A 14912-nucleotide genomic window follows, 5' to 3' on the forward strand; every position below is an offset into this window, starting at 1 on the left:
TTATGATCGCAGCCTTACCACGCCCAGTCCGTCCATGACTTCCATCGTTCCCCTGCCCCTGCCCGAGGACGCGCTGCCCGCGCGCAGGAGCGCGATCTCGCGCGAAGACCTGCTGGCAGCGGCGCTGAAGCTGATCGGACCGCACCGTAGCGTGTCCACGCTGAGCCTGCGCGAAGTCACCCGCGAAGCCGGCATCGCCCCGAACAGCTTCTATCGCCAGTTCCGCGACATGGACGAACTGGCGGTGGCGCTGATCGACCTGGCCGGCAGTTCGCTGCGCACCATCATCGGCCAGGCGCGGCGGCGCGCGGCCGGCAGCCACCGCAGCGTCATCCTCAGTTCGGTGGAAACCTTCATGGAGCAGCTGCGCGCCGACGACAAGCTGCTGCACGTACTGCTGCGCGAAGGCACGGTGGGGTCGGATGCGTTCAAGCGCGCGGTGGACCGCGAGCTGAACTATTTCGAGGACGAATTGCGCCTGGACCTGATCCGCCTGGCCGCGATCGACCAGGCGCCGCTGCACGAACCGGCGCTGGTGTCCAAGGCGATCACCCGGCTGGTGTTCGCGATGGGCGCCACTGCGATGGACCTGCCGCCGGAGAGAGACCCGGAACTGATCCGCCAGATCAGCGCGATGCTGCGCATGATCATTCTCGGCTCGCGCACGATCGCCGCTTCGGCGTAGCCGCATCCGCGTAGCGCATGCGCTGAATACGCGCACGTTGCCGCGGTCAGCGCTCATGCCCTGAATTGGGTTGCGCGTACGCGCCTGCGCATCGCTCGCCATTCCTGCCGGCCGCAAGGCTGCTAGGGAATGGCGCACAGGACATAGTGGACATGCTATGTGGATAGGCATCCGCCGACCTGCCATATCCGCAATCTGCGGCCAGATCGAGAGCGCGTGAGGAAGACAGCACACGCGATCGCCGGCGCAGGTATACAGTGACCCCACATATTCCGCAGGTACGCGCAAGGCAATGGAGAATCCCGCGCTATCTGCGGCTGTTGCCGCGCTCGCACGACAAGCCGCCGCCGGCACCGAGGCGTCGGTAGTCGCGGCGTCGGTAGTCGCGGCGTCGGTGGCAGCCACCTGGCGGCAGATCGAACAGGCACTGGCCCCGATCCTCGGCGCACGCGGCGTCGCCGCGCTGTTCAAGCGCGCCCTGTTCCTGACCAAGGGCGGTTTCCCGTGGCTGCACGACGCGTTCGTCGCGATCGAGGCATCCAGCGAACACAACGCGCTCGACATTTTCCGCGTGGCGCTGAGCCGACAAAGCGCTGCCACCGCGGCCGCTGGCGCTGGCGCCTTCCTTTCGACCTTTCATGGCGTGCTGGTCAGCATGATCGGCGCAACCCTCACCGAGCGGCTGTTGCAGTCGGTGTCGGTCACCTTTTCCAGCGGACCTCCCGCGCAGGACATCTCTTCATGAGCAGCAAAGTCGCCATTCACTGCCTGCGGACCGGCGTTCCCGGACTCGACGCGGTATTGGGTGGAGGATTGCCCGAATTCTCGTTCAACCTGATCGCTGGGCCGCCGGGCTGCGGCAAGACCACGCTTGCGCACCAAATGATGTTCGCGATGGCCACGCCCGCGCGCCCGGCACTGTACTTCACCGTGCTCGGCGAGCCGCCGCTGAAGATGCTGCGCTACCAGCAGCAGTTCGACTTCTTCGATGCGGCGGCGATCAACGCCACGATCCACTTCGTCAACCTTTCCGAGGAAACCCTGGCCGGCGATCTGGACCGGGTGCTGGCACGCATCGTCGCCGAGGTGGAAGCGCACGGCCCGTCGCTGGTGTTCGTCGATTCGTTCCGCTCGGTGTCCCTGGCCAGCACCGCCGACGGCAACCTGCACAACAACCTGCAGCGCTTCATCCAGCAGCTGGGCATGCTGATGACCAGCTGGCAGGCGACCACGTTCCTGATCGGCGAATACTTCGTGGAGTCCGACCCCAATCCGGTGTTCACCGTCGCCGACGGCCTGATCTGGCTGCGCCAGAGCGTGCAGCGCAACTCGATGGTGCGCAAGATGGAAATCATGAAGATGCGCGGCAATCCCTCGCTGCCGGGACTGCACAGCTTCCGCATCGACCATGCCGGGCTGCGCGTGTTCGCGCCGGCGCAGGTACTGGCGCCAGACACGCCATTGGGAAGCGCCGGCGCGCGCCTGCCAATGGGCGTGCCGGAACTGGACGAGATGCTCGGCGGCGGCCTGCCGCAAGGCTATTCGCTGCTGGTCGCAGGCCCTTCCGGCTCCGGCAAGAGCCTGCTCGCCGCCGCATTCCTGGCCGAGGGCGCGCGCCAGGGCGACAACGGCGTGCTGGTCGTCTTCGAACAGCAGCCGCAGCGTTCGCGCATTCCGGCGCTGGCGGCGCTGATCGCCAGCGGCAAGGTCGGCGTGGTCGATAGCCGCGCGCCAGACTTGTCGATCGACGAGATCTTGCTGCTGCTGGTCGCGGAAATCGAGCGGCTCGGCGCCACCCGCGTGGTGATCGATTCGCTGTCGGCGTTCGAGCTGGCGTTGGCGCCGACGTTCCGCGAGGACTTCCGCGAATCGCTGTCGCGCATGGTGGTGGCCTTGGCCGCGACCGGCGTCACCGTGCTGATGACCTCCGAACTGGAAGACCGCTACACCGACCTGCGCTTCAGTCCCTACGGCACCGCCTTCATGACCGATGCGATCATCGTGCAGCGCTACATCGAGGTCGACAGTCGCTTGCGCCGGGTCATGGCCGTGGTCAAGGTCCGCGCCAGCGCGCACTCGGACGCGTTGCGGGAATTCCAGATCGACGACAGCGGCATCATCCGCATCGGCGCGGCGCTGCCGCAGCAGGAAGGCCTGCTCGGCGGGCGGCCGATGCGCAAGTACAGCACGCACGACGTGCTCGACACGGGTTGAGCCAGCATGCACATGCCCCCCGAACAGCCCGCCATCGACGCGGCCCGGCTCGAACTGTCGCAGCTGCGCCGCCAGTCGCTGCTCGCGCGACTGGAACTGGACCGGTTGCAGGCGGAACTGAGCGCACTGAAGGACCAAGCGCCGCTCGGACTTGCGACCGATCTTCAGACCGCCAACGAACGCCTGGTGCTGTCCACGCTGCGCGCCCAGGCGCAGGTGGTCACCTACCAACTGGCGCTGGACGATGCCAACCGCCAGGCCAAGCGCGACCCGTTGACCGGCCTGCCGAACCGCGAACTGCTGTTCGAACGGCTCAACCTGGCGATCACCACTGCGCACGCGCAACAGCACCGCATCGCCGTGCTGTTCCTGGATCTCAACGAGTTCAAGCAGGTCAACGATCTGCTCGGACACGCCACCGGCGACCGCTTCCTGCGCCTGACGGCCGAACGCATCGGCGAGATCGTCGATGCGAACGTCACCGTGGCGCGTTACGGCGGCGACGAATTCGTGGCGGTGCTGACCGGATTGAGCAGCGACGCCTATGCCGCGGCGACCGCCACGGCGCTGATCGAAGCCTTCGAACGGCCCGCGATCGCCGGTGAAGACACGCTGCGGCTCGGCGTGAGCATCGGCATCAGCCTGTATCCGGAGCATGCCGACAGCGCCGAGGCCCTGCTAGCGCATGCCGACGATGCCATGTATTGCGCCAAGCGCCTGTCGACCACGCGCTTCGAGTTCTACGATCCACGCCTGGTCGCCGACCTGCACGCGCATCGCAACGCCCTGGGCGCAAACGCACGCGCGCTCGGCGCAAGGGCGGCATCGGATGCAGATGCGAGCGAGCAGCACGCGCAGTTGCGCCAGGCCAACGAGCGCCTGGTGCTGGCGGCCTTGAGCGCGCAGGAGCTGCACGCCGGCGCGGAGAAGGCCTACCAGCGGCAGAGCGAGTTCCTGGCCTTCGTGGCGCACGAGTTGCGCAACCCGCTGACGCCGATCCGCGCCGCCGGATCGATGCTGGCCACCTTGCCGCCCGACGATCTGCTGCGCATGCAGCGGATCATCGAGCACGAGGTCGTACACATGACCCGCCTGATCGGCGACCTGCTCGACCTGTCGCGGCTCCACACCGGCAAGCTGCGCCTGGTCCTGCAGGCGATGGACCTGTGCGAGATCGTCCAGGGCGCGGTCGATGCCTGCCGCCCGGCGATCGACGCGCGTCTGCAGACCCTGGCGTTGACCATCCCCGAGCACGCGCTGATGATGCAAGGCGACCGCGTGCGCCTGTCGCAGGTGGTGCGCAATCTGCTCGATAATGCCTCCAAATACACTTCTGAACACGGCCACTTGGCGCTGGACCTACGACAGGTCGCGGACCAGGCGCTGCTGGTCGTCTCCGACACCGGCATCGGCATCTCCGCGCAGGCCTTGCCGCTGGTCTTCGAACCGTTCGTGCAGGACATGCACGCGGTCGGTTTCGACAGCGCCGGCATGGGCATCGGCCTGACCGTGGTCCGCGAGATCGTGACGGCGCACGGCGGCCTGGTGGTCGCCAGTAGCGCCGGCGTGGACGGCGGCAGCACGTTCCGCGTGTCGCTGCCGCTGTAGAGGCCCGCGGCGACACGCGCTCCCGCCGCCGCACACACGGCGACGACGCGATCTTGGCCGATTCTTTACCCGCACCTGCGCAAGGTGATGCTTCCCCCGAAGCAGGACATCGCCATGCCGGTTCCGAATTATCCCTACCCGCCCTTCAAACCGCAGCAGCAGTCGTTCCCCGGGCTGACCGACAAGATGGATCCGAGACCGGACCACGGCGAGGACAGCTACGTCGGCCATGGCCTGCTGCAAGGCAAGCGCACGCTGATCACCGGCGGCGACAGCGGCATCGGTGCCGCGGTGGCGATCGCCTATGCGCGCGAAGGCGCCGATGTCGCCATCGCCCACCTGCCCAGCGAGCAGCACGACGCCGCGCGCATCGGCCAGCTGCTCGAAACCGCCGGGGTGCGCGTGCTGCTGCAGCCCTGCGACATCAGCGACCGCGCGCAGGCGCAGGCCTTGATCGAAACCGTGAGCGGCGCCTTCGGCGGACTCGACGTGCTGGTCAACAACGCCGCCTACCAACGCTATTTCCACAGCTTCGACGCGATCACCCTGGACGAGTGGGAAAAGACCTTCGCCACCAACGTGCATGCGGTTTTCCACCTGGTGCAGCTGGCGGTACCGCACATGCCCGAGGGCAGTTCGATCATCAATACCGCCTCGGTCAATTCCAAGAAGCCGACGCCCAACATCCTGCCGTACTCCACCACCAAGGGCGCAGTGGCGAACATGACCATCGGTCTGGCCGGATTGCTCGCGGACAAGAAGATCCGGGTCAACGCGGTACTGCCCGGCCCGATCTGGACGCCGTTCATCCCTGCCGGCATGGACGAAGACTCGGTGAAGGAATTCGGCACGCAGACCCCGTTCGGCCGCCCCGGGCAGCCGGCGGAACTGGCCTCGGCCTATGTGCTGCTCGCGGCCGATACGTCCAGCTATACCTCCGGGGCCTTGCTCACCATCGCCGGCGGTGCGGCGACGCTGTAGGTCTATTTCGGACCCGGGACCCGGGACTCGGTAAAACCAAGCGGAACTACTTGCGGCGCGGCGGTGGCCGCGCCCGGTGCAGCGGTCGAGAATGCCGAACTCCTTCTCACGCAAGCGCTCGTCCAGCGCCAGCGCGTATGCCGGCACACCCAATTCTTGGCCGATCGTGCGCAGGTCTGTTGCGCGCGCAGGAATGGCCGACGCCGACAGCGGGCAGCGCGACGCACCCATCGCATTCAGTGTCTTCATCGCGGCGTGGATGCCGCTCTCGCGCTGCGTTCACCATGCATTGAATCGTCACTAACGCGCGGAGGTCTAGCTTGGTTCGCACAAGGGAAGACTTCCCGCACACGTCATCGACCTACACGTTGGAGCAATGTTCATGACCCGAAGCAATACCGAGCGCCTGTTGAAATGGCTGCAGGACGCCTACGCGATGGAGCAAGAAGCGAACACGATGCTGACAGCCACTGCCGGACGCCTGGAGCACTATCCGCAACTGAAGGCGCGCATCGAGCAACACATCACCGAAACCAAGGGCCAGTCCGAGCAGGTCAAACGCTGCATCGACCTGCTCGGCGGTACCACGCCCGCCATCAAGGGTGCGCTCGCCAGCGTGATGGCGACGGTTCACGCGGCCGGCAATTCGATGATGAGCGACGAAGTGGCCAAGAGCCTCGGCATCAGCTACGCATTCGAACACCTGGAAGTCGCCAGCTACCGCGCGCTGGTGATCGCCGCCAAGCAAGCCGATCAGCCGCAGATCGCCGAGATCTGCAGCGCCATCCTCGACCAGGAAATCGCAATGGCCGAGTGGCTGATCGAACACCAGGAAGCGACGGTCCTTGCATTCCTGGAACGCGAACGCACCGACGCCCAGACGGCCAAGCGTTGAGTCCGCGCACTTCCCCGCACCAACCATCCCAATCACGGAGATCCATCGACATGGCCATCAAGACCATCGACGACCTGTTCCTGCACGAACTGTCCGATATCTACAGCGCGGAAAAGCAATTGTCCAAGGCATTGCCGAAGCTTGCGCGCGCATCCACCAATCCGGCGCTGCGCGCGGCGTTCGAGACGCATCTGGAGGAAACCCAGGGCCAGATCGAGCGCATCGACCAGATCGTGGAAAAACTCGAGCTGCGCCTGAAGCGCATCAAATGCGCGGCCATGGAAGGCCTGGTGGAAGAAGGCAAGGAGGTGATCGAATCGATCGAAGCCGGCCCGGTGCGCGATGCCGCGCTGATCGGCGGCGCGCAGAAAGTGGAGCACTACGAGATCGCATCCTACGGCACGCTCGCCGCGATGGCCAAGCAGTTGGGCAAGACCGACGCGCTCAAGCTGCTGCTGGAAACTCTGGAAGAAGAAAAGTCCACCGACGAGAAACTGACCATGCTCGCCGAACATGGCGGCAACCAGGACGCCGCGCAGAAGCGCAAGGCGGCCTGACCGCACGACCGCGGGGCCGATCGTCGGCGCCGCGGCTTTTAATCCCAGACGCGCCCACTTTGGCCACGACGCCCGATCGTCGGTCGTCGCGGCTTTGCCGTGGGCGGCACTCCAGGAGACGTTCGATGTTCATGCACAACAAGCGACTGATGTACACGGTGCGCGTGGCGCAGCCTGATCCGGCGCTGGCCTCGCTGATGCTGGAGCAGTTCGGCGGCCCGCAAGGCGAACTGGCCGCGGCCATGCGCTATTTCACCCAGGCCATTGGCGAAGTCGATCCCGGCCGCAAGGACCTTCTGTACGACATCGCCACCGAAGAGTTGAGCCATCTCGAAATCATCGGGTCGATCATCGCCATGCTCAACCAGGGCCCCAAGGCGGTGCTGTCCGAGGGCATGGTCGAGGCCGAGCAGATGCGCAACCTGACCAGAAACAACAACACCAGCCAGACCCAGCAGATCCTGTACGGCGGCGGCCCGGCCCTGGTGAATTCCAGCGGCGTGCCGTGGAGCGCGGCCTATGTGGATTCCATCGGCGAACCCACAGCCGACCTGCGCTCCAACATCGCGGCCGAGGCACGCGCCAAGATCGTCTACGAGCGCCTGATCAACGTCACCGACGATCCGGGCATCGTCGATGCCTTGAAGTTTCTGATGACCCGCGAGTTGGCGCACCAGAAGTCGTTCGAGAAGGCGCTGTACGCGATCGAGCCGAACTTCCCGCCGGGCAAGCTGCCGGGCGAACCGATGTTCACCGACACGTTCTACGACATGTCGCAGGGCGACGGCGACATCAATGGCCCGTGGAACAGCGGCAGCCAGTGGCAGAAGGTGTCCGACCGCAACCGCCAGGCGGCCGTGGACGGCGGCAGCGGCGTGCCGAGCGTGGGCCTCAGTCCGGCCGAGGAAAGCGCGCTGCAGGCGTTGGCGGCACGCACCGTGTCGCAGCAGGACAGCGATCCGACCACCGGCGCCGACCTGGGCGCCGGTCCGGGTGCGGGCTCGACCAAGGGCGACATCAGGCTGTGATCGCGCGCTCCGCGGCAATGTGTCCTTCGCCGCGGTAGACGGGGCAAGCCTGCGACGTGCGCATTTGTAGGAGCGACTTCAGTCGCGACAGGCACTTTCGACAGCGCCCGGTCGCGACTGAAGTCGCTCCTATAACATCCGACATCATCGGAATCGAGGCTGTTTCCGATTCGATACGCCAACTCGCTCAAGTCGGCTATGCGCGCGTGGTGCGCTCCAGCAGCACAAAATCCGCCGTCGCCTCGCAACGCAGCAGGCCCCGCAGCGATGCCCGCTCAATCGCCGGTCTGCGCGTGCGGCGCATGCACGGATTTGGATTGCGGCGAATCCTTTTGCCGCAGCCAGATGCTCAGCACCACCAGCGCGAACACGGCCAGGAACTCGCTCTGCCAGTTCTGCATCGACTCGAACCAGAACTGCGCGCCGGTCACATGCTCGAAAAGCGAAATCGCCGGCAGCCGCTGCATCGCCCGCTCGGCCAGTTCGTGCCGCCAACTGCCCAGCGCATGCAGCACGAAGCTGGTCAGGAACAGCAGCCCGAACGCCAGGGCCAGCGAGCGTTCGTACAGCCACAACCACAGACCGCCGGCACGCACCGGCCATGGCGGCGTGCCGGGCGCGACACTGCCGTCTTCCTGTTCGGGCGGCAGCGGCCGCGATTCGGCCGAGCCCCATTGCCGCAGCTTCACCGTCAGCACCACATACATGCCCATCTGCAGGAATTCGCTTTCCCAGTTCTCGAACAGCGCGCCGACGAAATGGCCGCTGTGCAGGTAGTCCCAGAACGTCAGCGGCGCCACCCCCTGTTGGCGCAGTTCGTCGTTGTAGGCGAGGTGGCCGCTCAGCGCCTGGCAGGCCATGAACAGCAAGGTCAGGCCCAACAGCACCAGCGACAGGCCATTGCGTTTCCAGAACATGGGCGGTTACCTCCTTCCAGCGCTGCGCACGGTTGCGCGATCGCAGATATGGGGCAAAAAATATGCGAGCGCGCGCGGGAAGAACGGATGAAGAACGCGCCTGCCGCGACCATGCAGTCGCCAAGCACGTGCGCAGATATCGCGGCGTGCGCCCCACTTCTTCACCCGCGCTTGCCGGCCGTGCGCCCTAAGCTGCAACTACGCAACGCGAGCGACCGATGAGACGTTTCGTACAGGCCTTCGGCATCGAGGATGCCCTGCCCACGCAGCTGGATCCGCCGCTGCGTGCAGCGCTTGCGGCGTACCCGGACCACTACAACCTCGGCAAGGGCGACCTCGCCACCGCGATCGTGTGCCACGACGGCGTGGCCCGGGTGCAGCGCCTGCGATGGGGCATCGTACCGCGCTGGTCGAAGACGCCGGACACGCCCTATACGACCGTCACCGCACGGCTGGAACGCGCCGCACGCAGCCGCATCTTCGCCGCACCATGGAAGAGCCAGCACTGTCTGATCCCGCTGTCCGGCTATTACAAGTGGGACCGCAGCCGCAAGCCGGCGCAGCCTTACTACATCCACCATGCGCAGGGCGAGGTGTTGCTGGCGGCCGGACTGTGGGAACGCTGGGAGCGCGGCGAGCCGGCCTTGCTCAGCTTCAGTGTGCTGACCCACGCCAATCCCGCGATTCCCGCGCCGCTGACCGCGGACGGCCCGATCTTCCTGAGCGGTAACCGCTGGCGCAGCTGGTTGCGCGGACCGCGCCTGTTCCCCACCGCGTTCCTGGTACGGGCGCCGCAACCGACGCTGACCGCCTATCCGGTGTCATCGGCGTATCGGCGGCGCGAACGCAACGACTACACCTTGCTGGAACCGGTCGACAGCGCTGCCGCATGGCCAGACGATGGCGCCGATGCGGAAGAAGACGAGGACGACGGCAGGGCGTGATCCGCACGCAGGCCGCAGCGGTCGCCGCGCGCCGCAACGAAAACGCCGATGCGTTGCCGCATCGGCGTCGTCAGCAGGCAGTTTCTCGGGTGTCGCCGTGGCGCAGGCTCAGAACTCTTCCCACTCCGGGCTTTCCACCAGCGCACCGCGGGGCTTGCTCCGTGCCAGCGGACGCGGCGCCGGTGCGGACGCTTGCTTGATCGGCGCGCGCGGCCAGCGCCGGGCGGACCGGCGGCGCCGCCGCCAGCGGCCGGGACACGGCCGCAGCGAGCGGCTGGGCAGCGCCGGCGAGACGGAACACCGCCACCGCGCGGGTCAGGTCCGACGCCTGGTCTTCCATGCTCTTCGCCGCCGCGGTGGCTTCCTCCACCAAGGCCGCGTTCTGCTGCGTGGCCTCGTCCAGCTGCATCACCGTCTTGCTGACCTGCTCGATGCCCGAACTCTGCTCGGCGCTGGCCGCGGAGATCTCGGCCATGATGTCGGTGACCCGCTTCACCGAGGTCACCACCTCGGCCATGGTGGTGCCGGCGCGTGCGACCAGGGTCGAGCCCTGCTGCACTTCCTGCACCGAGTCGGAGATCAGGGTCTTGATCTCCTTGGCCGCCGCCGCAGAACGCTGCGCCAGCGAGCGCACTTCCGAGGCGACCACGGCGAAGCCGCGGCCCTGCTCGCCGGCACGCGCCGCTTCCACCGCCGCGTTCAATGCCAGGATGTTGGTCTGGAACGCGATGCCGTCGATCACGCCGATGATGTCGGCGATGCGCGTGGAGGCGGCGCTGATCGAGGCCATCGTGGTGACCACGTCCTCGACCACGCGGCCGCCGCTTTCGGCCACCTCGCCGGCGCCCAGCACCAGCTGGTTGGCCTGGCGCGCGCTGTCGGCGTTCTGCTTGACCGTGGAGGTCAGCTCTTCCATCGACGCGGCGGTCTCTTCCAGGCTCGCCGCCTGCTGCTCGGTGCGCACCGACAGATCGCTATTGCCGCTGGCGATTTCGCCGGCCGCGGTGTTGATCGACTCGACCGAGCGCTGGATGCCTTGCACGATGGTGGTCAGCTGTTCGGCGGTGCGGTTGGCGGCATCGGCCAGCTGCCCGAACGCGCCCTCGTAGCGCACCTCCACGCGCTGCGACAGATCGCCGTCGGCGATCGCGCCCATGATCCGGCCCACATCGGCCAGGCCGCTTTCGGCCTGCCGCATCAGCCGGTTCAACGCTTCCACCATTTCCTTGAACGCGAACTGGTAGCGCGCTTCGTCGCCGCGCGCGGAGAAATCGCCGCGCGCTGCCGCATCGGCCAGGCGCGCGATGTCGCCGTTGATCGCCGACAGATTGCGCTTCACCGCATCCAGCGCCTCGTGCAGCGCGGCGCGCTGGCCCGGCAGGCGGCGCATGTCACGGCGCAGATCGCCGCGGCCGTACTCGCCCATGATCGCCATCGCCTCGATGATCGCATCCAGGTGTTCGAACAGCGCGGTGTTCATGCCGCGCGCCAGGGTGCCGTAATCGCCGGGGAAATCCTCCGGCATGCGGTGGCTGATGTCGTCGCCCTGCTGCAGCTGCACCAGCGTCTGCATCTCGCCGTTGAAGCGCTGCAGCTGGGTCTGCATCTGCTGCATGCTGGTCATCAGCTGCCCGGTCTCGTCGCGCGACTCCACCTTGATCGTATTGTCGAAACGGCCCGAGGCGATGGCCTCCGCGGTGCGCGTGGCCGCGCGCAGCGGGGTGACGATGGCGCTGGCGATCAGCCAGCACAGGCCGACGACCATGCCGACCAGGGCCGCGCCGATGATGGTAAGTATCTTGGTGAAGCCCAGCGCCTCGACCTGGATGTCCTCGGCGTACACGCCCATCACCAGCACCCAGTTCCACTGCGGGTACAGCTTGGCGTAGCTGATCTTCGGCAGCTGTTCCTTCTTGCCCGGCTTGGGCGAGGTGTAGTAGCTGAAGCCGTCGCCGCTGGTCACTGCGGTGCGGATGTCGCGGTACACGTATTCGCCGGCATCGCTCTTGTAGTCGGTCATGTCGGTGCCGACCTTGCGCTTGGGATGCATGAGGATGCGCATCTGCGGGTCGACGATGAAGAAATAATCGACGCCGCCGTTGGTCTTCATGTCGGCCAGCGCGGCCTTCGCCGCCTGCTTGGCCTGCGCCTCGGTGATCTCGCCGCGCTTGGCCTGGTCGGCGTAGTGCTGCAACACGCTCATGCCCATGTCGACCTGGGTCTTCACGGTCTGCTTGCGCGCATCCACCAGGTCCAGATACTGCAGGCGCGCAGCGGCGACCGCGAGCAGGATCACGCCGATGGCGAGCAGGGTGCACAGCACGACGAACTTGCGCGTCATCGGCAAGTTGGCGATGCGGCGACGCAGGAAAAGAACGGGACTCATGGCGATCCTGGGCGATATCGAGGTATGTCTGTTGATATCGGCCACAGTTGTTTGAAACTTAACGGCTGGCGGTGCCGGAAAAAACAAAAATTCGTGACCGAATATGTGCTTTGAGTTGCGGTAACGACAGTGACACGCCACATTCAGGTTAAAGTGGCGCAGCGCTGCAATGGCTTTCAGGCAACCGATGCGACGCGCTGGCGCTGCGCCACGTCTACGCCAGCATCGCCATGCCAGAGCAGGCGATGGAAATCGAAACCGAACTGCAGGCGCGGCTTCACCACGTTGAAATAAGGCGACACGTCGAAGTCGCGCGGCAGGTACAGGCTGTGATGGCGGTTGTGCAGGATCTCCGCATCCTGCGCGTCGGGTGCCGGCACACTGCCGATGTCCGGCAGGATCGGATAGCGGATCGAGCCGAAGGCCTGCGCCAGCAGCGTCGAGCAGATCGCCTTGGTTGGCTCGCCGCTGCCCAGTTCCAGGAAGCGGCGCTTCACCGACGACGGTAGAGGTGGCGTGCGGATCAGGTAGCGCGCCAGGTCGAAGATGTTCTTCAGGTCGTAGCTGTTGCCGACGCGGCTGACCATGTAGTCGACCACCGCGTCGATCTCGTCGGCGCCCAGTCCCACCGGGCGGCAGATGCGCGTATGCAGGCCGGAGAAGTCGCTCAGCCCGACCAAGCGCACGCCGACGTTGATGTCCACGTCGCAGAACGTCGGCGCATCTGCGTCGGCTGCCGTTCCCAGGTGATCGCCGATGTAGAGCGCCGCGTGCGACCAGGTGGACTGGCTCAGGTATTTGATCGCGGTGGAGAAGCGGCTATTGCCTTCGACCAGCAGTACATCGCCCTTGCGCAAGGTCGCCTGCAGCAACTGCGGCGGACTGGTCGGCAGTTCCGAACGGTGCCGGCGCGGCTTGGACAGGAACTTGGCCAGGTGGCGACCCAGCAGGCGTGGCAAGGACAACATGCGCATGACCTCATGAATGGACCGATCCGGGCGGCGAAAGCGACGTCGCGTCTCCATGATGGCGGCGCTGCCGGGGAATTCTTGAGCGCTGCCCGGCTGGCACCAGCGGCTCCCTGTGTTCCCTTCTCGCACCGGGCGAAGGTGGCGCGTGGCGCCGGATGAGGCGACGGGCGCAGCCTCGTGCACCCAAACCCCGCGAGACGCTTCGCGCCGGACCCTCTCCCCAGACCCTCTCCCGGCGGGACAGGGCTTGAACGCGGCGCCGTCCGTCGTCCCACCCAACCAGCAGCCGCACCTCGACGCGACGATCGCCTCGCACACGCATCCTGCATGCGTGCGCGCATGCCTGGCGCGATGCCATGCAGCGACCTCACCGGCCCATTCGTGCACATGACTTGATGCACGCGCCGCACGCGCGCCAATGCGCTGCAATCGTGGCCCCGCTGCAGGCGTCCGCCATGCGCCTTCGCCACCTCGTGCTATTCGCGCTGCTGGGTGCGAGCGGCGCCGTCGCTGCAGCCGACGACGACGCGGCGGTACGCGCTGCAGATGCGCGCTACTGGCAGGCCTACAACGCCTGCGACATGCACGCGATGGGCGAGCTGCTCACCGACGACGTGGAGTTCTATCACGACAAGACCGGACTGACCGCCTCCAAACCAGCGGTGCTGCACTCCTTGCGCAACGGCCCCTGCGCCGCGAAGCGGTCGCCGCCAGCCTGCAGTTCCATCCGCTGGCCGGCGGCTTCGCGCTGCTGTCGGGCACGCATCGCTTCTACGTGCAGCGCGACGGCAAGCCCGAATCCCTGGACGGCCAGGCCAGGTTCACCAATCTCTGGCAGGCGGTCGATGGCCACTGGCGCATGCGCCGCATCTACAGCGATGTGCACGGCGCGGCGGCGTACGTGGCGCCCGCCACGCAGCTGACATTGGCGGCCGACATCCTGGCCGGTTACGCCGGCACCTATCTCGGCAAGAAGGTCGGCGACATCCGCGTGGCAGTGGAAGGCGACCATCTGAAGCTCACTGCCGGCGCGTTGGTCGCCACCCTGCGCGCCGAATCGCAGACACGCTTCTTCGCCGAAGAACGCGACCTGCGCTTCGTGTTCGCGCAGGCAACGCACGCAAGCGTGCGCCAGCTGAGCGTGTACGAGAACGGCGCCATCGTCGAGACCGCAACCGCGCGGTGAAGCAGCAACGGCGACACTGCGAGGCCGCTGCGTGCAGCGACCTGGCGTCGTGCGGTCACGGCCGATGCAGCACCGACACTTCGATGAAGTCGGCCGTGCTGCGTTTCAGGTAGATCTGATAAGTACCCTGCCCGGCAACCGGCACCTCGAAACTGTCGCCTGGCGACAGTCCCGACCGCTCGACCGACGCCCCCTCGCGTGGCGTCACCTGCAACCGCGTCTTCGTGCCGTCCGCGCCGCGCTTCGCATTGGCCACCGTCAGCGCGCCATCCCACAGGACGCGGCTGTCGCCGGGCAATAGGCTGAACTCGCTCGAGGGCGAACTGGGCGCAGGCTTGCACGCGGCCGCCTGCGCTTCGGCCAAACGCCGCTCCAGCGGCTTGACCTCCATGTACTGCACGAAGCCGTAAGTCCCGCCGACCAGCACCAGCACCGCCGACACCTCGGCGGCGGCGCGCTTGAACGACAGCGTCTGCCACCATTTCTGCGCAGGTGGTTGCGGTGGCTGACGGTTCGCTCGGGCCATGCGCGCCACGCTAT

At 66.6% G+C, this 14912-nt stretch carries 12 protein-coding genes and 2 pseudogenes; 10 read left to right on the plus strand and 4 right to left on the minus strand.

All coding sequences use genetic code 11. The features are described from left to right. Nucleotides 1-34: 34 nt before the first annotated feature. The 8 genes from fabR to ISN38_RS07470 all read left to right on the plus strand — a co-directional run bounded on the left by fabR (nt 35) and on the right by ISN38_RS07470 (nt 7968). Nucleotides 35-685, plus strand: a complete 651-nt coding sequence (gene fabR, locus ISN38_RS07435; protein WP_003469041.1) for an HTH-type transcriptional repressor FabR — start codon at nt 35-37, stop codon at nt 683-685. Nucleotides 686-977: 292 nt separating this feature from the next. Further along, nucleotides 978-1430 (plus strand): hypothetical protein, encoded by a 453-nt coding sequence (locus ISN38_RS07440; RefSeq protein WP_206712132.1) that lies wholly within the window; start codon nt 978-980, stop codon nt 1428-1430. Next, nucleotides 1427-2899, plus strand: a complete 1473-nt coding sequence (locus ISN38_RS07445; protein ID WP_003478020.1) for an ATPase domain-containing protein — start codon at nt 1427-1429, stop codon at nt 2897-2899. Before ISN38_RS07440 ends, ISN38_RS07445 begins: the two co-directional genes overlap by 4 nt. Nucleotides 2900-2905: 6 nt before the next feature. Further along, nucleotides 2906-4507, plus strand: coding sequence for a diguanylate cyclase domain-containing protein (locus ISN38_RS07450; protein ID WP_038237922.1), 1602 nt, complete (start codon nt 2906-2908; stop codon nt 4505-4507). A gap of 114 nt (nt 4508-4621) precedes the next feature. Further along, nucleotides 4622-5488 carry an SDR family oxidoreductase gene (locus ISN38_RS07455; RefSeq protein ID WP_003469028.1) on the plus strand — a complete coding sequence of 289 codons (867 nt, stop codon included), beginning with the start codon at nt 4622-4624 and terminating at the stop codon, nt 5486-5488. Nucleotides 5489-5870: 382 nt separating this feature from the next. Next, nucleotides 5871-6383 carry a ferritin-like domain-containing protein gene (locus tag ISN38_RS07460; protein WP_003478026.1) on the plus strand — a complete coding sequence of 171 codons (513 nt, stop codon included), beginning with the start codon at nt 5871-5873 and terminating at the stop codon, nt 6381-6383. Between the two features lie 50 nt (nt 6384-6433). Beyond that, nucleotides 6434-6940, plus strand: a complete 507-nt coding sequence (locus ISN38_RS07465; protein WP_206712133.1) for a YciE/YciF ferroxidase family protein — start codon at nt 6434-6436, stop codon at nt 6938-6940. Nucleotides 6941-7065: 125 nt separating this feature from the next. Then, nucleotides 7066-7968, plus strand: coding sequence for a manganese catalase family protein (locus tag ISN38_RS07470; protein WP_047324516.1), 903 nt, complete (start codon nt 7066-7068; stop codon nt 7966-7968). A 275-nt stretch (nt 7969-8243) separates the two neighbouring features. On the opposite strand, the gene ISN38_RS07475 is transcribed toward ISN38_RS07470, so the two are convergent. Further along, nucleotides 8244-8885 (minus strand): DUF6766 family protein, encoded by a 642-nt coding sequence (locus tag ISN38_RS07475; protein ID WP_003469017.1) that lies wholly within the window; start codon nt 8883-8885, stop codon nt 8244-8246. Nucleotides 8886-9103: 218 nt separating this feature from the next. Between ISN38_RS07475 and ISN38_RS07480 the strand changes: the two genes are divergently transcribed. After that, nucleotides 9104-9829 carry an SOS response-associated peptidase gene (locus ISN38_RS07480; protein WP_003469015.1) on the plus strand — a complete coding sequence of 242 codons (726 nt, stop codon included), beginning with the start codon at nt 9104-9106 and terminating at the stop codon, nt 9827-9829. Between the two features lie 208 nt (nt 9830-10037). Here ISN38_RS07480 and ISN38_RS07485 read toward each other — a convergent pair. Both ISN38_RS07485 and ISN38_RS07490 read right to left on the minus strand, forming a co-directional pair. After that, nucleotides 10038-12197: pseudogene (locus tag ISN38_RS07485) on the minus strand (methyl-accepting chemotaxis protein); the annotation flags it as partial. 194 nt (nt 12198-12391) lie between these two features. Further along, entirely contained in the window at nt 12392-13183 is a 792-nt protein-coding gene (locus ISN38_RS07490) for a C40 family peptidase (protein ID WP_038237925.1), read from the minus strand. 593 nt (nt 13184-13776) lie between these two features. Here ISN38_RS07490 and ISN38_RS07495 point away from each other — a divergent pair. Further along, nucleotides 13777-14372 (plus strand): annotated as a pseudogene (locus tag ISN38_RS07495) (DUF4440 domain-containing protein). 55 nt (nt 14373-14427) lie between these two features. Here ISN38_RS07495 and ISN38_RS07500 read toward each other — a convergent pair. Further along, nucleotides 14428-14898: a hypothetical protein gene (locus tag ISN38_RS07500; RefSeq protein WP_058363731.1), complete on the minus strand. Its 471-nt coding sequence runs from the start codon at nt 14896-14898 to the stop codon at nt 14428-14430. Between the last annotated feature and the right edge of the window lie 14 nt (nt 14899-14912).

It is taken from the genome of Xanthomonas translucens pv. undulosa, from assembly GCF_017301775.1.
Classification (GTDB): Bacteria; Pseudomonadota; Gammaproteobacteria; order Xanthomonadales; family Xanthomonadaceae; genus Xanthomonas_A; species Xanthomonas_A translucens.